We start from the raw sequence: 16,845 nt of genomic DNA on the forward strand, positions 1-16,845 counted from the left end.
AAGTTGCCCGCCCGCACACCGAGAGTACGAACAGGTAAGACGGTCTCTATAACACGGCCCCTCCGGCGGCCGTTCCCCGCGTGAAAGATGGGGAACGTTGGCCTGCAAGCAAGGGAACACCTCGGGGCCAACGGGTGTCCGGCCGCTGGTTTAGCGGGCCCGATTTGCGTTCGCAGCGGATGCAATGCCGCCCGCCTGCACGCCAAGCACTTCGAAAAGGAAGCTGTAGAGGTCCACGCTGGACTCGATGGCCTTGGCCACCTGGTCCGCCCCGCCGTGGCCCGCGTTGGCTTCGATACGTAGCAGGGCGGGCGCGGCGTGTCCCGCCTTCTGCACACGGGCCACGAACTTCCGGGCGTGCAGGGGGTCGACCCGGTCGTCATGGTCCGCGGCCATCATCAGGAGGGCCGGGTAGCGCACGCCCGGCCTCACGTGGTGGTAGGGCGAGTAGGCGTGGAGCACCCGGAAGTCCTCCGGCTTCTCCGCCGTGCCGTACTCCGGAATCCACGTCTTGCCACTGCCGAACAGGTGGTAGCGCACCATGTCCAACAAGGGCACCTGGCACACCACCGCCCCATACAGCTCCGGGCGCTGGGTCATCGCGACCCCCACCAGCAGGCCGCCGTTGCTGCCGCCCTGGATGGCCAGCTTGTCGGGCCGGGTATAGCCCTCGCGGATGAGGAACTCGGCGGCCGCGTGGAAGTCGTCGAAGACGTTCTGCTTCCGATCCAGGCGGCCGGCCTCGTGCCAGGCCTTCCCGTACTCCCCTCCCCCGCGCAGGTTGGCCACCGCGTACACGCCCCCCGCGTCCAACCACGGGTAGATGCTGGAGCGGAACGACGGCAGCATGCTGAGGTTGAAGCCGCCGTAGCCGTAGAGCAGCGTCGGGTTGTCCCCCGTCTTCTTCAGGTCCTTGCGGTACACGAGGAAGAGGGGCACCCGCGTGCCGTCCTTGGAGCGAGAGAAGGCCTGTTCCACCGTGTAGCGCTCGGGCTGGATGGGCAGGTCCACCCGGGCCCACAGCTCCACCCGCCCGCTGGACACGGACGTCTTGTAGACCTGCGGCGGGGTGCTGAAGGAGCTGAAGACGAACCACGCCTCGTCGCGGTCTTCCAGGCCGAAGAGGTTGCTCGCCGCGCCCACGCCCGGCAGCGCCACGTCGCGCACCGGCTGGCCCTCGAGCGTCACCAGCCGCACCCGCGTGGTGGCGTCCTTCAGGTACGCGAGCGCCAGGTGTCCGCCCACGATGTTGATGCCCTGCAGCGCCGCTCCGGGGTCCTCGGGAACGAGTTCCTTCCACGCCGCGCGCTCGGGCCGGTCCGGAGACACCTTGAAGACGCGCTCCATGGGCGCCCCCTCGTCGGTGAGCACGTAGAACCAGTCCTCCCAGACGTCGACGCCGTACCGGGCGCCCTCGCCCTTCACCAACAGGCGGAAGTCCTTCTCCCCCACCCGCTTCCACCAGACGTCGTTCTCGCTCCAGCCGCGGGTGATGTAGACGAAGAGGTACTTGCCGTCCCGGCTGACGCCTCCGTTGAGGAACGTCTTCGGGTCCCCCGTGCGCGGGTGCACCTGGGCGTCCGTCTTCGGATCCGTGCCCAGCCGGTGCAGGCGCAGCTCGGTGTAGCCGGGGCGCTCGGCCACGGGGATGGACGGGTCCGTGGGCAGCCACGCGTAGTAGAAGGACTCGTTGTCCGGCGTCCAGCTCGGGGAGGCGTACTTGGCCCCCTCGATGACGTCCACCTCGCTCCACTTCCCCGTGTCCACGTCCAGCACGTGGAGGATGGCCTCGTCCGCCGCGTTCGGCTTGCGGCTGAAGGCCAGCTTCCGGCCGTCCCACGAGGGCGCCCACATCCCCAGCGACACCGTGCCGTCCGTGCTCCAGGTGTTGGGGTCCAGCAGGACGCGCTCCTCGCCCTTCTCGCCCTCGCGCCAATAGAGGACGGCCTTCTCCTTGTCCTTGTGCGTACGGACGTAGAAGTACCGGTTCCCGCGCATGGCCGGCGCGGACAGGGACTCCACGTAGAAGAGCTCCGTGTAGCGCTGGCGCAGCGCCTCGCGGCCGGGGAACCGCTCGAGGTGCTCCCGGGCGAAGGCGTCCTGGGCCTTCATCCACGCCTGCACCTCGGGGGACTTCTCGTCCTCAAGCCAGCGGTACGGGTCCGCTACCTCCACCCCGTGCAGGGTGTCCACCACCGCCTCCGCCCTCGTGGCCGGGAAATTCATCCGCTTCGTCTCCATGCGTGGGACAGCAGATAAGGCAACGCCCCCGTCCGTCCCACGAAAAGTGCGGGACTGGCGGGGGCGTCCGTGACGCGCGGTGGGGGCACGGGCTCAACCTGGGGCCCGGATACCCTCACCCCGTCCCTCTCCCGGGGGGAGAGGGGTTCTCGCGCGCGGGTGTTTGCGCGCGGGCGCTTGGGCGCGCTTGCGACTAGGCGCTTTCCTTCTTGGGCTCCGTCTCCTTGTTGTCCTGGGAGTGGAGCACCACCGGCTCGCTCTTCTTGAGGATGACCTCCTCGGAGATCACCACCTCGCGCGCCGTCTTGCGCGAGGGCAGCTCGTACATCACGTCCAGCATCGCGCTCTCCAGGATGGAGCGCAGGCCGCGCGCTCCCGCCTTGCGGCGGATGGCCTCAGAGGCAATCGCCTTGAGCGCCCCGTCCGTGAACTTCAGCGAGATGCCGTCCAGCTCGAAGAGCTTCTTGTACTGCTTCGTCAGCGCGTTCTTCGGCTGGCTGAGGATGTTCACCAGCGCCGACTCGTCCAGCTCCTCGAGCGCCGTGACGATGGGCAGACGGCCGATGAACTCCGGAATCATGCCGAACTTCAGCAGGTCCTCCGGCTCCACGTTCTTGAGCAGCTCGGTGAGGTTGCGCTGCTTCTTGGACTGGATGTCCGCGCCGAAGCCCAGGCTGCGGCCACCCAGCCGCCGCTCGATGACCTGCTCCAGCCCGCCGAAGGCGCCGCCGCAGATGAAGAGGATGTTCGTCGTGTCCACCTGCAGGAACTCCTGCTGCGGGTGCTTGCGGCCACCCTTGGGCGGAACATTGGCGACGGTGCCCTCGATGATCTTCAGCAGGGCCTGCTGCACGCCCTCGCCCGACACGTCGCGGGTGATGGACGGGTTCTCCGACTTGCGGGCGATCTTGTCGATCTCATCGATGTAGACGATGCCGCGCTGGGCCCGCTCGATGTCGTGGTCCGCCGCCTGGAGCAGGTTGACGATGATGTTCTCGACGTCCTCACCCACGTAGCCGGCCTCGGTGAGGCACGTGGCGTCCGCGATGGTGAAGGGCACGTTGAGGATGCGCGCCAGCGTCTGCGCCAGCAGCGTCTTGCCGCTGCCCGTGGGGCCCAGCAGAAGGATGTTGCTCTTCTGCAGCTCCACGTCGTCCATGGCCACCTTGGACTCGATGCGCTTGTAGTGGTTGTGCACCGCCACCGAGAGCGTCTTCTTCGCGCGCTCCTGGCCGATCACGTACTCGTCGAGGATGGCCTTGATCTCACTGGGCCGCGGAATGCGCAGCTTCGTGTCCTTGGTCTCCTCGCGGTCGATCTCCTCCGCGATGATGTCGTTGCACAGTCCGATGCACTCGTCGCAGATGTAGACCGTCGGTCCCGCGATGAGCTTCTTCACCTCTTTCTGCGATTTTCCGCAGAACGAACAGCAGAGGGACTGGTTGTCTCGCTTCTCCACGTTCTTACCCGCCATGTTTGCCCTCGCTGCAACTGCCTGGAGGTGCGCTCCCCAACCGGCCCGCCCCCCTGCCTTGAAGCCAATCTAGTCAGCCCCTGTCCGGGGCGTCCACGCACCTGCCGGATACTTAACAGCCGAAAACGACAGGCGCAGAAAACAGAAGCCGGAGACGCGGTGCAGCATTCCCCGCGGCTCCGGCCCGTATGCCCCGCGAGGGGGCGCCTACTTGTTGCGCTCGCCCGTAGGGGGCGTCAGCACCTTCCGGGGGTTCTGCACCTCGTCGAGGATGCCGTACGCCTTGGCCTCCGTCGCCCCCATGAAGTAATCGCGATCCGTGTCCTTCTCCACACGCTCGATCGGCTGGCCGGTGTGCTTGACGATGAGCTCGTTGAGCTTGGCCCGCATGCGGAGGATTTCCTTGGCCTGGATCTCGATGTCCGTGGCCTGCCCGCGCACTCCGCCCAGCGGCTGGTGGATCATGATGCGCGAGCTGGGCAGGGCGTAGCGCTTGCCCTTGGCCCCGGCCAGCAGCAGCACCGCGCCCATGGAAGCCGCCTGGCCCACGCAGATGGTGGACACCTGCGGCTTCACGTACTGCATGGTGTCGTAGATGGCCAAGCCCGCCGTCACGGAACCACCGGGCGAGTTGATGTAGAGGTTGATGTCCTTGTCCGGGTCCTCGGACTCCAGGAACAGGAGCTGCGCGACGATGACGTTGGCGACGTCATCGTCGATCTCCGTTCCCAACATGACGATCCGGTCCTTCAGGAGCCGGCTGTAGATGTCGTACGAGCGCTCCCCCCGGTGGGTCTGCTCGATGACGTAGGGAACGGGCATGAAGGGCATGACAACCTCGTGAAGGGTCGAAGGAAGAAGAACTCCTAGGAATACTTCGCCTGACCCTTCAGGAATTCAATCGTCTTTTCTTCGCGGAGTCGAAGGCTCAACCCCTGACGCTCCTCGGGGCCCTTGAAGTACTTGCGGACGACGGCGATGTCCTGCTTGGCCTCCTTGGCGAGCTCCTCGAGCTTCTTCTCCACGTCCTCGTCGCTGGCCTGGATGTTCTCCTTTTGAGCAATGGCCTCGATGAGCAGCGCCCCCTTCACTTCCTTGGTGGCCTCCTCACGCAGGTCCTCGCGCAGCCGGGCGAAGTCCAGGTTGAGCTGGCGCGGGTCCATGCCCATGCGGGCCATGGCGCGCAGCCGGTTCTCCAGCATGTTGTCGATGGTGCGCTCCACCATCGACTTGGGAACCTCGAAGGTGTTGCGCTCGATGAGGGCCTTGAGCAGCGCGTCACGCTCCTCGCCCTGGGCCTTGTTGCGCTTGCCCTGCTCCAGGTCCGAGCGGATCTTCCCGCGCAGCTCCTCGAGCGACTGGGCCTCGCCCGTCTCCTTGGCGAAGTCGTCGTTGAGCTCGGGGACGACCTTCTTCTTCAGGCCCTTGACGGTGAACTTGAAGCGGGCCGTCTTGCCCTTCACGTCCTCCACCCGGTAGTCGGCGGGGAAGCCGTAGTCCAGCTCCTTGGACTCGCCGACCTTGGTGCCCTCGAGGGCGGCCACGTTGGACTCCACCAGCTCGCCGGCGGCCAGCTCCACCGTCACGTCGTCGGCCTTGCTGCCGGGGAAGTCCTTGCCGTCCACGGTGGCCACGTAGTCCACGGTGGCGAAGTCACCCATCTGCGCCGTGTCACGGCCCTCGACGGGCTCCAGCCGGGCCATGCTCTCCCGGAGCTGGGTCAGCCGGTCGTCCACGTCCTTGTCCTCGACCTTGGTGTCGGAGCGGGTGAGCGGCAGGCCCTGGTAGTCCTTGGCCTCCACCTTGGGCTTCACCTCGACGCGGGCCTCGAAGGTGAAGGGGGCGTCGGCCTTGAGGCCGGAGTTGTTGGTCACCTGGGGCGGGGCCACGGCCTCCACCTTGTGCTCCCGGGCGGCCTCCAGCCAGGCGCTCTGCACCACGCGCTGGATGACCTCGTCCTCCACCTGCTCCCGGTAGCGCTGCTCGAGGATGCGGCGGGGAACCTTGCCCTGCCGGAAACCGGGCAGCTTCACCTGCTTGCCGAGCGCGTTGTACGCCCGGGTGAGCTCCTCGGTCACGCGGGAGTGCTCGACCTCGATGGAGAGCTTCTTCTCGATGGGAGAGAGCTCCTCGATCTGGACCTTCATGGGGATGCCTCGCTCGCGCCGGGCGCACCGTGGACGCCGGCGTGTCGAATGGGTGAAGACACTGAAGATGGGACGTGCGCGTTTAGGAGATAGGTCCGATCCGGTCAACGCGAAATGGCCGGAGTGTGGGCGAGGAGGGACTCGAACCCTCACACCTTGCGGTACCAGATCCTAAGTCTGGCGCGTCTACCAGTTTCGCCACCCGCCCGGGGGCTGACCGTGCGTTGTAACCCGAAAACCGGGGCCCGGCGCACGCGAATCCAGGACCCCAAAAAGGAACCGGGGCCCCCTCATCGCTGAAGGGGCCCCGGTCTGTGAGAGCGGAGGGAATCGAACCCACAACCTATGGATTAAGAGTCCATTGCTCTACCAATTGAGCTACGCTCCCGACTCTTGTGCGCCGCCGCGGTTCGTCACCGCGCGTCGACGGGGACGGCTTGTACGGTGCGACGCGGTCCACGTCAAATGCTTTTTTTCGGACCCCCGCGCAACCCCTCCAGACCCCCGCCGCTGAGCCCGCCTGCCCTCCGAGCTGGCGCTGGACAGGTGTTCAGTATCGGGATGCCAAAGCACTCCGTCCAGGGTTGAATCCTCCCCGAGGTGCGGGCGGACGGTGGTCGTTCGCCCTTTTCGCAGGCGGAGACAGAGCAGCGGCATGGAAGCACACAACAAGGCGGAAACCGCGTCGGGCCAGTGGAGCCACGAGCGCGTGGAACTCATCAAGCGGACCATCTGCCCCCGAGGCATCGGGGAGGACGAGTTCGCCCTCTTCATCGAACAGTGCAAGCGCTCCGGGTTGGACCCGTTGCTGAAGGAGGCCTTCTGTGTGGCCCGCCGGCAGAACGCGGGCAACCGGGAGAAGCCCAATTGGGTGACGCGCTACGAGTTCCAGCCCTCCGAGGCGGGAATGCTGGCGCGCGCGGAGCGCTTCCCGGACTTCAAGGGCATCCAGGCGAGTGCGGTGTACGCCGAGGATGAGATCATCGTGGACCAGGGCAAGGGCGAGGTGGTGCACCGCTTCAACCCGGCCAAGCGCAAGGGCAGCCTGGTGGGGGCCTGGTCGCGGGTGGTGCGCGATGGGAAGTTGCCGGTGGTGGTGTGGCTGGACTTCGCGGGCTACGTCCAGCAGACGCCGCTGTGGGCCAAGATTCCCACGACGATGATCGAGAAGTGCGCGCGCGTGGCGGCCCTGCGCAAGGCGTACCCCGAGGCCTTCGGCGGCCTGTACGTGCGCGAGGAGATGCCGGCCGAGGAGTTCGAGCCGGCGCAGGCCGAGCCCGCGTCCTCGCACGGCGGCTACGAGGTGCTGGGCACCCGCTCCGGCCCCGTGAAGGCGTCCTTCCCTCCCCTGCCCACGGCTCCCCGTGAGGCGCGCGAGGAGAAGGAGCACGCTCCCACTCCGGCCCCGGTGCAGGCTCAGGAAACGCACAAGGAGACCGTGCGTGAACCCGAGCCGGTCCGCGAGTCCGTGAAGGCGCGTCCCGCGGCCACCTCCGCCAAGGAGGTCCGCGAGCCGATGGTGGCCAAGGACACCGCCAAGGCGAAGGACGTGAAGGCCGAGGTGAAGGCCAAGAACACCCACCTGGAGCCCGTTCCGGCCGCCGAGCCGGCACCGGCCCTGGAGGCTCCGGCGAAGCTGAAGAGCTCGTCGGTGGTGGTGGCCTTCGGTCCGCACAAGGGCAAGACGGCCTCGGAGCTCAGCGACGAGGAGCTGGCCGAGACGATCGACCTGGCTCACGAGAAGCTGATGGAGCAGCCCAAGGCGAAGTGGGCCCGGCCGATGCGCGAGAACCTCGCGGCGCTCGAGGCCGAAGCCGAGCTGCGCTGCCGCGTTCCCGCGGTGGACGGCGCCAAGGCCTGAGCGAGCCGTAGCAGCACCCTCGAGAGGGGGTGCTGCTGTGCGCCCAGAGGGACTTGAACCCCCAACCCTCGGCTTCGAAGGCCGATGCTCTATCCAGTTGAGCTATAGGCGCGAAAAGCGGGGGGGATTCAAAGAGGGCGGCCAACCGGGATCGAACCGGTAACCTCAGGAGTCACAGTCCTGCGCTCTAACCAGTTGAGCTATGGCCGCCGTTACGACGAACAACTCGCGCTGGAACAACCGCGCTGAAACGTGGCGGCTTCCCTACCGTGGAAACCGTTACGGTTCAAGCCCCTTTTGTCACAACGGAGATGGTGGCGCGCCAGGCGGGACTCGAACCCACGACCCTCGGCTTAGAAGGCCGATGCTCTATCCAGCTGAGCTACTGGCACCCAGTCTTCTCCGTTACCGCGGTGCTGCTGTATCGGGGCGAGAGGATTCGAACCTCCGACCCCCTGCGCCCAAGGCAGGTGCGCTACCAGGCTGCGCTACGCCCCGATGAAGTTCAACATTGTTGAACCATCCGGAACGGACGCGCAAGGCAAACGTTCCTGACGCCTGCTCACCCCCCGACAGGTTGTCCGCCCGCCATCGCTTGGAGATGGGGCAGCATCTTCTGGAAGGCGCGGCCTCGATGGGAGATGGCCGCCTTCTCCTCGGACGTCAGTTCCGCCAGCGCCCTGCCTCCCGGCAGGACGAAAACAGGATCGTAGCCGAAGCCGTGGGAGCCCCGGGGCTCGTGGCCGATGCGCCCCTCGCAGCGGCCCACCTCGATGATGGCGCGGCCCCCGCCCGGCTGAACCAGGCAGAGCGCGCACATGAAGGCCGCGGTGCGCTTCTCCTCCGGAACGCCCGACAGCTCGGCGAGCAGCTTCTGGTAGCGCGCCTTGTCGTCGCCCTCGGCGTAGCGCGCCGAGTGAACCCCGGGCCGTCCTCCGAGTGCGTCCACACACAACCCCGAGTCATCCGCGAGCGCCGGCAGTCCGGAGGCCTCGGCGTAGGCGCGGGCCTTGAGCTCGGCGTTCTCCTCGAAGGTGGCACCCGTCTCCTCGGGCTCGGGGATGGGCGGCAGCTCCTCGAGGGAGACCACCTCCACCGCGTCTCCCACGAGGCCGCGCAGCTCGCGCAGCTTGCCCGCGTTGCCCGTGGCGAAGAGCAGACGGGGCTTCATGCGCCGAGCACCTTCTGCTGGGCCTCGGTGAGCTGGCGGATGGTGGCCAGTCCCGCGTCCAGCATCGCGTCCATCGTCTTGCGATCGAAGAGCTGGTGCTCGGCGGTGCCCTGCACCTCGACGATGCGGCCGTCATCGGTGGCCACCAGGTTCAGGTCCACGTCGGCGGTGGAGTCCTCGTCGTAGTCGAGATCCACCCGCACCTCGCCCTTCACCACGCCCACGGACACGGCGGCGATGGGGGTGAGCTTCGGCATGCGCGACATTACCCCGGCCTTGTGCAGCTTGCGCATCGCGAGCACCAGGGCCACGTAGGCGCCGGTGATGGAGGCGGTGCGGGTGCCGCCGTCGGCCTGGAGGACGTCGCAGTCCAGGGTGAAGGTGCGCACGCCCAGGCCCGGCAGATCCACCGCGGCGCGCATGGAGCGGCCGATGAGCCGCTGGATCTCCAGCGTGCGCCCGGTCTGCTTGCCCTTGGCGGCCTCACGCTGCGTGCGGGTGTGCGTGGAGCGCGGCAGCATGCCGTACTCGGCCGTCACCCAGCCGGAGCCCTTGCCCATCAGGTGGGGCGGTACCCGCTCCTCCACCGAGCAGGTGACGAGCACGCGGGTATCGCCGAACTCCACCTGGGTCGAGCCCTCGGCGTGACGGGTGATGGCGGGGGTGAGGGTGACGGGGCGCATGTCCAGCGCCCCACGGTTGAAGGACCGCATGGGGAGGCTCCTCGGAAGGGGGAAACGGGCCCGCCTCTCTAGCAGACGAGCCGCCCCGCTGTCCGTCGTGAGTGCGCGCCTCTGTCAGGGAGTCGCGGGAGCCGCCACCTTCGGGCCCTTCGGGGAGTCGCGCCGGCGCACCTCGGCCAGGAAGGCCCGTATGCCCTCGGTGATGGCCGCGGCGAGCCGCTCCTGGTACTCGGCGCGGGCCAGCCGGCCTCCCTCGTCCGGGTGCGTGAGGTAGCCAATCTCCACGAGGACGGCGGGGGCCTCGACGCCGTTGAGCACATAGAAGGGCGCCTGCAGCACCCCCCGGTCCGCGCCTCCCGTGGCCGCGATGAGCTTCTGGTGGATGGCGTACGCCAGGCGCGAGGAGTCCTGGTGCGCTTCCGTGCGCGCCAGGTCGTGGAGGATGAAGGCCAGCGTGGAGTCTCCCCGTGCCCCCCGCGCCGCCGGGGCCTCGGCGTTCTCGCGGTCCGCGGCCGCCCGCGCCGCGGCGTTGGAGGCGTTGGCCGAGAGGAAATACGTCTCGATGCCCTGGACGCGCGCGCGCGTGCGCCGGGTGGGCATCGCGTTGCAGTGGATGGACACGAAGAGGTCCGGCCGCTGCTTGTTGGCGAACTCCACCCGCTCGGGCAGGGGCAGCGACTGGTCCTCGTCCCGCGTCATCAGCACGTGCGCCCCGAGCTCCTTCTCCAGGCGCTCCCGCACCCGGTGGGCCACCTGGAGCGACACGTCCTTCTCGAGCAGGCCCGAGGGGCTCGTCGCCCCTCCCTGGTCACCACCATGGCCCGGGTCCACCACGATGCGCGCGGGGCGCTCGGCCGCGCGCGAGGACGCGGGCAGACAGAGGAGGACGAGCACACTGACGAGGGCGGGGAGTCGGAGCGTCATGGCCGGGAGGGATCGTAGAGGCGCTCCCGGCGGACCGCCAGCGGCCGGCGGTACGGCCGGGTCCGCTCCCCTGCCCTCACCCCACCTGGAGCAGGAGTCCGGCGAGCGCCGCCGCGCCGATGACCAGCGGTATGAGGAATTTCGAGTGCCACCGGAAGAGCACCGCGAGCGCCACGGCGAAGATGACCACCGGGGCAATGCCGGTGAGGCTGGCGCGCATCAGCCCCACCGTGGTCGCGGCGATGAGCCCCACCACGCCCGCCGTCACCCCCTCGAGGAAGGAGCGGAGGCGGGGGTGGTTCAGCGAGCGCTCGAAGAAGTCGTGCCCGAGGAGCGTGAAGGCGAAGGCCGGGAAGAAGATGCCCGCCGTCAGCACCAGCGCGCCCGCCAGCCCGCCGCCGAGGTAGCCCACGAAGGTGGAGAAGATGATGAGCGGCGCGGGGATGAGCCCGGAGAGCGCGAGCCCATCGAGGAACTGCGCGTTGGTCATCCACGCCCCCGTCACCACCGCGTCCCGCTGGAGGAAGGGGATGACGGTGTACGCCCCGCCGAAGGTGAGCATGCCGCTGCGCAGGCCCGACCAGAGGAGTTGAGGGAGTGACGCATGGCCCTGGACAGTGCCCTGCCCCACGTCCGCCCCACCCGCTCCCATGGGGGCGAAGCCGTGCAGCACCAGGAAGAACCCCACCGCCACCGCGCAGGCTCCGGCGAACGCCACGGCCGGCAGCCGCAGCCCCTTCCTCGCCAGCACGAGAATGAGGCCCGAGGCCACGAGCGAGAAGGCGAAGTGCACCCCCGCCCCCTGCGCGAGCGCGGCGAGCACGGCCACGCCCCAGGACCAGCGGTCCACGAGGACGTGCTGCCCGATGCGCGCCACCGCCCGGACGATGAGCGCCGCCACCGCGGCTTGCACCGCGCCGAACACCGCGCCCACCCAGGGCTGGCCCAGGCCATAGCGGAGGTAGAGCCACGTGAGGCCCAGCATCAGGACGAAGCCCGGCAACATGAAGCCCAGCCCCGCGAGCAGGCCACCGATGCGGCCGCGCGAGAGCATCCCGAAGTAGACGCACAGCTCGTGCGCCTCGGGGCCCGGCAGCACCTGGTACACCGCCAGCGCCCGGTTGAAGTGCTCGCGGGTGACCCACTTCTCCTTCTCGACCAGGTCGTGGCGGATCATCGCGATCTGCGCCACCGGCCCGCCCCACGCGAGCAGGCCAAAGTGCAGGAAGCGCAGGAAGAGCCGCCCCAGGGGCTCGTGGGGGACCGCCACGTCCTTGGCGTCCCCGGCCACCACCGCCGTACCGGCATCCCCACTCGTCATGAGGCGGATTTCGCGCTCACGGACAGGGGCGGTCCATCACTCCCCGAGCGAAGTGCCGTTCACCCAACGACTTCGATGCCGGGGCGGCCCTCGCCCACTTCTCCGATGAGGGCCACGTCCACGCCGGCCCGCTCCAGGGCCCGGTACGCCTTGGCCACGTCCTTCGCAGGCACCGAGGCCAGCAGGCCCCCGTTCGTCTGCGCGTCGGCGAGCACCCACTGGATGTCCTCGGGCAGACCCTTGGGGAAGCGCACCTTCTTGCCCACGTGGGCGAGGTTGGACTTCGTCCCGCCCGGCACCACGCCCTGCTGTGCCAGCGACGGCACCTCCGAGAGGATGGGGATGCGCTCCAGGTCCAGGAAGGCCTTCATCTTCGCGCCCGTCATCATCTCCAGCAGGTGCCCGAGCAGCCCGTAGCCCGTCACGTCCGTGAGGGCGTTCACCTTGAACTTCCCCGAGGCGAACACCTCACCGGACTTCTTGTTCAGCTCCGACATCAGCGCCACCGCGCGCGACGTCAGCTCCTTGGAAGCCACCCCGCGCTTGATGGCCGTGGTCGCGATGCCCGAGCCCAGGGGCTTCGTCAGCATCAGCACGTCCCCCGGCTTCGCCCCGGCGTTCGTCAGCACCTTCTTCGGGTGCACCTGGCCCGTCACCGCCAGCCCGTACTTGGGCTCGGGGTCCTGGATGGAGTGCCCGCCCAGGATGGGGATGCCCGCCTCGTCCGCCTTCGCCTGGCCTCCCGCGAGAATCCGCGACAGCTCCTCCATGGGCCGATCCTTGGGGAAGCCCACCAGGTTGAGCGCGAACAGGGGCTTGGCCCCCATGGCATAGATGTCCGACAGCGCATTCGCCGCCGCGATGGCCCCGAACTGGTACGGGTCGTCCACCACCGGCGGGAAGAAGTCCACCGTGCTCACCAGCGCCAGCCCCGGCGCCACGCGATACACGGCCGCGTCATCGTTGGTGTTGAAGCCCACCAGCGCCCTCGTGTCTTTCGAAGTCTTCAGTTGGCGCAGGACCTGCGCCAGATCCGCGGGACGGATTTTCGCCGCTCAACCCGCGCAATGCGCCAGCTCGGTGAGCCGGCGCGGCTTCTGCTCTTCGGACACGGTGGACCTCGAAAGTCGAGTAGTGGCTAGCTGGCGCGCACGTAGTCGCGCTTGATGAGCTGCAGGACCGCTTCGGCCGCCTGCACGTCGTCCTGCTCCGAGTGGTCCAGCACCCCACCCAGCGAGCCGTAGTTGTGCACCTGCTGCAGCACGTCCAGCAGCTCCGGCGTCAGCTCGCGCAGCGGCGCCGTCATCGGCATCGCCAGCGTGAGCTGCGTGCCCATGGTCGGCAGGTCCTTCTGGATGCGCTTGTACTCGTCGAGCTGCCTCAGCGCGTCCATCAGCAGCGCCTCGGTGGACGAGTCCAGCTCCACCATGAACTCCTGGGGGTCGGCCGGCCGCAGCTCGAAGTCACCCTGCTCCCAGGTGATGATGCGGTTGAAGCTCTTCTGCGGCCCCAGGTTGTGGTTCTCGTCGATGACCGCGTAGTACACGCGGCCCTGGCGCAGGTAGATCTTCGCCTCGTGGTCGTTGGTGACCACCAGCACGCCGTTCTTCTTGGACGTGTGGAAGAGCTGCAGCAGGTCCGGCAGCGGAATCTCCTCGATCTTCCCCGTCATGGACGAGGCCTTCGTCGAGGTGCGCGCCGCCTGCACCGCGGCCTCCTCCAACCGCTGCTTGGCCACCACCTCGTCGACCTCGCCCACCCCGGCGCCTTGCAGGATGAGCTTGAGGATGGAGGTCCCGATGAGGATGCGGTCCCCCTCCTTGAGCGTGGCCTGCTTGACCTTCTCGCCGTTGACGAACGTGCCGTTCGTCGAGCCGAGGTCCTCGATGGAGATCATCCCGGTGCCGTTGACCATGATGCGCGCGTGCTTGCGCGACACCATGTCCTCGACGAGCACCATGTCCAGCTCGCTCGAGCGGCCGATGACGATCTGCTTCTCCGCCTTCAGCGGGAACTCGCCGCCCTGGTACTTGCCGGAGATGAACTTGAGCGCGTACGTCTTCGCCGGCGATCCGCTCGGAGTGCTCACGGTGCTACGACCTCGATGATGAGTGTGGCCATGGCCCTCGGCTTCCCTCCCGCTGCTCCACCCATCCCACCCCAACCGAGCCCAACTGAGAACGGCGACTAGCCTACATGAGACCGGACGAAAACAAGAATTCCTCTCCGTGACGAATCAGCGAGAGCCGGCGCTGGCCCTTCTCGTCCACGGGCCGGGAGAGCAACTCCCCCTCCAACCGCCACGTCTCGGTGGCCACCGCCTCGTCCCGCTCGAGCCGCAAGAACCACGTCTCGGCCCGGTAGCGGCGCCGCTGGAAGCTCCAGCACCCGCTCCAGCTCCGCCTCCCCTCCCCCCATATTGGCCTCGAGGCCGGGGGCACGCAGGCCCGCCAGCGCCTGACGGTTTCCCGACTCCAGGGCCCGGCGCCGGGACTCCAGCGCCCGCACCACCGCCGCCAACCGGGGCGCGGCCAGGTTCTCCGGCACCCACTCCCGCCCGCGGCGGACGAAGGGCACCCGCTCCACTCCCAGCGAACTGATGGCCGTGGCGCCCAGCTTGCCGTCGAAATCCAGGGTCGCCCAGGCCACGGCCCGCTCCCCTCCGGGCTCCACGTTGACGGTGATGCGCGCGAAGTAGTGCTTCTGGGACTCGAGCGGCGCCTGCACGCCGGGGAGGGTCATCGACAACCCCTCCCGCTCGGTCGTCTTCAGGGCGGTGATGATCTCCGCCTCGGGACCGGCGGCGACGCCCAACAGGCGCGGGACGAGCACCACCATGGCGGCCGCGGCGGCCAGCACGATGATGAGCCCGCCGCCCAGCCGGCTCCAGTCCTCGGTGCTCCTCACGAGCCCATCATCCGCCGGGCCCGCTCGGCGGCGGGAGTCCCCGGCAGGCGCTCGATGACCCGTTGCAGGGTCTGCCGGGCCCGCTCGGTGTCGTTGAGCTTCACGTAGGCCTCGTGCAGGTCGAAGAGGGCCTCCTCCTCGATGGCGGTGCCCGGGTAGTTCTTCAACAGCCCCTCCAGCCGCTGCACCACGGCCTTCCAGCGCTCACGCCGGGCGTAGAAGGAAGCCACGTACAGCTCGTGCTCGGCCAGCTTGCGGCGCGTCTCCTCGATGTTCTTCTTGGCCTCGGGGACGTACTGGGAGTTGGGGTACTGGCGGACGAAGTCGTTGAGGGAGACCAGGGCGGCCCGCACCTCGGTCTGATCCTTCTCCGTCGAGGGAGGCAGGATGAAGAGGTCCGCGGGGATGTCGGCGAAGTGGGAGAGGGCCGAGCGGTACGCGGCGTAGTCCACCTTGGGGTGCGTGGGGTGGAGCTTGATGAAGGACTGGTACTTCTCGCGCGCCTCCGCGTACGTCTCCTGGGCGTAGGCGAGGTCCGCCAGCTTCAGCTCGGCCTCGTTGGCCACCTCGAGGTAGGGGTACTTGGTCCGGACGTGCTCGTAGTACCGCTCGGCCTGGAGGAAGTCCTTGCGCTCCAGGGCCTCGTCACCCAGTTGGAGGTTGGCGGCGGCATCCGCGGCGAAGTCGGGATCCCCGCTCTGGCCGGTGGAGAGGGCCGCACAGCCGGCGGCGGTGCACAGGAGGGCAGTCAGGCAGACAGCTCGAAGAAGACGCATGGGTAGGGAAGCAAGCTAATCGTCCGCGCCCGAAGGTTCCAGCGTCGCGTCACCGAGTACCCGCTGGATGACGTCCTCGGAGAAACCCCGGCTGAACAGGAGACGGCCAGCCCGGGCGTGCTCCTTGGGCTCCAGTTTCCGGCCGGACAGGCCCCGCTGCTCCAGCACCTGGCGCGCGGCCGCCTCCGCGTCGAACTCCACCGCGCCACGGGCCTGGGCCACCGCCTCGCTCGCCGCCTCGCGGCTCAGCCCGTGGGCCTGGAGCCGCTGCTCCACCGCCTGGGGGCCGTACCTGCCCTTTTGCAGCAACGCCGCCGCGCGATCCCGGGCGAAGCGCTCGTCATCGAGGTAGCCCCAGCCCGTCACCTGCGCCAGCGCCACGGTGCGCACCGGCTCGGAGAAGCCCTTGCGCTCGAGCGCCGTGAGCAACTCGTGCCGGCTGCGGGCGCGCACGGCCAACAGTCGCAGGCACGCGTCCGTCGCACGTTTGACTTCCTCGGGGGGGGTGTCCTCGGAGTCCATCGCCTGCTCTCTAGCATGTGGTAACAGGCGCGGCATGCACCCCCTCATCGCCCGCTACCTCAGCCCCGAAGCCGCCCGCGAGACTCTCGAGAAGGAGAAGAACGGAGAGCCGCTCGGGCCCGAGGAGCGGCTCTTCGCCCAGACCGCCTCCGCCCACCCCGACAAGCGCAACGAGCTGATGGGTGGCAAGGGCAAGCGCCACCTCTCCTCGGATGCCGAGGCGGCCGTCGTCTTCCTCGCCGCCTACGCCGCCACGCGCGCCATCGCCAAGGACCCCGCCCTCCAGGACGCCACCCTCAAGGCCCGGGAGGCCCTCAAGGCCGAGGGCGCCACCGACGACGAGACGGATGCCTTCATCGCCGCCATCCTCCTGGAGGAGGCCTTCGGCTACGAGGAGGAGGTGGAGACGTTCGACAGCTCGTTCGTCCAGGAGGCGCTCGGCGAGGTGCCCTCCCTGGCCGCCCTCACCCGCGAGCAGGTGGATGCCCTCATCCTCGGCTTCGAGAAGGGCGCCAAGGATGAGGCGGAGCGGACGGTCCGCGCGCTCATCTCCCGGGCCCTGGTGAACATCGCCTGGGGCGAGGGGCCCACCCCCATCAACCCCGAGCACATGGAGGCGCTCTACGAGACCGAGATCGCCGGCAAGCCCGAGGCCGGGATGGAGGTCGGGCTGCGCGCCATCGTGGACTTCCTGCAGGTGCTGGCCAAGGAGGGACTCATCGGCACCCAGCGGCTCTCGCGCCTGCGGGCGCAGCTCGGGGACGAGGAAGGCGAAGACGAAGAGCTTCCCTCGTAGAGCAACCCCCGTAGAGCAACCC

The 16,845-nt window shown here is 68.5% G+C and carries 15 protein-coding genes and 6 tRNA genes; 2 read left to right on the forward strand and 19 right to left on the reverse strand.

All coding sequences use genetic code 11. The features are described 5' to 3' along the window. Positions 1-150 precede the first annotated feature (150 nt). The 6 genes from ACN28I_RS16410 to ACN28I_RS16435 all read right to left on the reverse strand — a co-directional run bounded on the left by ACN28I_RS16410 (position 151) and on the right by ACN28I_RS16435 (position 6,250). The gene (locus tag ACN28I_RS16410; RefSeq protein ID WP_420942954.1) at positions 151-2,226 is read right to left on the reverse strand and encodes a prolyl oligopeptidase family serine peptidase; all 2,076 of its coding nucleotides are present in this window, start codon (positions 2,224-2,226) and stop codon (positions 151-153) included. Between the two features lie 208 nt (positions 2,227-2,434). After that, a complete protein-coding gene (gene clpX, locus ACN28I_RS16415) occupies positions 2,435-3,715 on the reverse strand; it encodes an ATP-dependent Clp protease ATP-binding subunit ClpX (RefSeq protein ID WP_420942955.1) in 1,281 nt (426 codons plus the stop codon). Positions 3,716-3,922: 207 nt separating this feature from the next. Further along, the gene (clpP, locus tag ACN28I_RS16420) at positions 3,923-4,546 is read right to left on the reverse strand and encodes an ATP-dependent Clp endopeptidase proteolytic subunit ClpP (protein WP_420942956.1); all 624 of its coding nucleotides are present in this window, start codon (positions 4,544-4,546) and stop codon (positions 3,923-3,925) included. A gap of 35 nt (positions 4,547-4,581) precedes the next feature. After that, positions 4,582-5,862: a trigger factor gene (tig, locus tag ACN28I_RS16425; protein WP_420942957.1), complete on the reverse strand. Its 1,281-nt coding sequence runs from the start codon at positions 5,860-5,862 to the stop codon at positions 4,582-4,584. 126 nt (positions 5,863-5,988) lie between these two features. Beyond that, positions 5,989-6,070 (reverse strand) — tRNA-Leu (locus ACN28I_RS16430). A gap of 107 nt (positions 6,071-6,177) precedes the next feature. Continuing rightward, positions 6,178-6,250 (reverse strand) — tRNA-Lys (locus ACN28I_RS16435). Positions 6,251-6,517: 267 nt separating this feature from the next. Between ACN28I_RS16435 and bet the strand changes: the two genes are divergently transcribed. Next, on the forward strand, positions 6,518-7,723 hold the full coding sequence (bet, locus tag ACN28I_RS16440; RefSeq protein WP_420942958.1) for a phage recombination protein Bet: 1,206 nt from the start codon (positions 6,518-6,520) through the stop codon (positions 7,721-7,723). A gap of 38 nt (positions 7,724-7,761) precedes the next feature. Here the strand turns inward: bet and ACN28I_RS16445 are convergent. The 13 genes from ACN28I_RS16445 to ACN28I_RS16505 form a co-directional block, all read right to left on the reverse strand. Beyond that, positions 7,762-7,835 (reverse strand) — tRNA-Arg (locus ACN28I_RS16445). A 24-nt stretch (positions 7,836-7,859) separates the two neighbouring features. Next, positions 7,860-7,933 (reverse strand) — tRNA-His (locus ACN28I_RS16450). Between the two features lie 105 nt (positions 7,934-8,038). Beyond that, positions 8,039-8,115: transfer RNA gene (locus ACN28I_RS16455), tRNA-Arg, on the reverse strand. 32 nt (positions 8,116-8,147) lie between these two features. Continuing rightward, a tRNA-Pro gene (locus ACN28I_RS16460) sits at positions 8,148-8,221 on the reverse strand. Positions 8,222-8,285: 64 nt separating this feature from the next. After that, positions 8,286-8,894 carry an RdgB/HAM1 family non-canonical purine NTP pyrophosphatase gene (gene rdgB, locus ACN28I_RS16465; RefSeq protein ID WP_420942959.1) on the reverse strand — a complete coding sequence of 203 codons (609 nt, stop codon included), beginning with the start codon at positions 8,892-8,894 and terminating at the stop codon, positions 8,286-8,288. Beyond that, a complete protein-coding gene (gene rph, locus ACN28I_RS16470) occupies positions 8,891-9,607 on the reverse strand; it encodes a ribonuclease PH (protein WP_420942960.1) in 717 nt (238 codons plus the stop codon). The genes rdgB and rph overlap by 4 nt, the downstream gene beginning before the upstream one ends. An 84-nt stretch (positions 9,608-9,691) precedes the next feature. Further along, positions 9,692-10,501 carry an N-acetylmuramoyl-L-alanine amidase family protein gene (locus tag ACN28I_RS16475; RefSeq protein WP_420942961.1) on the reverse strand — a complete coding sequence of 270 codons (810 nt, stop codon included), beginning with the start codon at positions 10,499-10,501 and terminating at the stop codon, positions 9,692-9,694. A gap of 76 nt (positions 10,502-10,577) precedes the next feature. Then, the gene (gene chrA / locus ACN28I_RS16480) at positions 10,578-11,822 is read right to left on the reverse strand and encodes a chromate efflux transporter (RefSeq protein ID WP_420942962.1); all 1,245 of its coding nucleotides are present in this window, start codon (positions 11,820-11,822) and stop codon (positions 10,578-10,580) included. Positions 11,823-11,881: 59 nt separating this feature from the next. Next, positions 11,882-12,934, reverse strand: coding sequence for a selenide, water dikinase SelD (gene selD, locus ACN28I_RS16485; RefSeq protein WP_420942963.1), 1,053 nt, complete (start codon positions 12,932-12,934; stop codon positions 11,882-11,884). A 26-nt stretch (positions 12,935-12,960) separates the two neighbouring features. Further along, complete coding sequence (locus ACN28I_RS16490; protein WP_420942964.1) at positions 12,961-13,911, reverse strand: DUF4388 domain-containing protein; 951 nt, start codon at positions 13,909-13,911, stop codon at positions 12,961-12,963. A gap of 98 nt (positions 13,912-14,009) precedes the next feature. Continuing rightward, entirely contained in the window at positions 14,010-14,729 is a 720-nt protein-coding gene (locus ACN28I_RS16495; RefSeq protein ID WP_420942965.1) for a hypothetical protein, read from the reverse strand. Then, positions 14,726-15,505, reverse strand: a complete 780-nt coding sequence (locus ACN28I_RS16500; protein WP_420942966.1) for an outer membrane protein assembly factor BamD — start codon at positions 15,503-15,505, stop codon at positions 14,726-14,728. Before ACN28I_RS16500 ends, ACN28I_RS16495 begins: the two co-directional genes overlap by 4 nt. A 15-nt stretch (positions 15,506-15,520) precedes the next feature. Continuing rightward, the gene (locus ACN28I_RS16505) at positions 15,521-16,027 is read right to left on the reverse strand and encodes a regulatory protein RecX (RefSeq protein WP_420942967.1); all 507 of its coding nucleotides are present in this window, start codon (positions 16,025-16,027) and stop codon (positions 15,521-15,523) included. A gap of 34 nt (positions 16,028-16,061) precedes the next feature. On the opposite strand from ACN28I_RS16505, the gene ACN28I_RS16510 reads away from it, so the two are divergent. Next, entirely contained in the window at positions 16,062-16,823 is a 762-nt protein-coding gene (locus ACN28I_RS16510; RefSeq protein ID WP_420942968.1) for a hypothetical protein, read from the forward strand. Positions 16,824-16,845: the final 22 nt, after the last annotated feature.

Origin of the sequence: Archangium gephyra (assembly GCF_049060025.1) — a bacterium.
Taxonomy (GTDB): domain Bacteria; phylum Myxococcota; class Myxococcia; order Myxococcales; family Myxococcaceae; genus Archangium; species Archangium gephyra_A.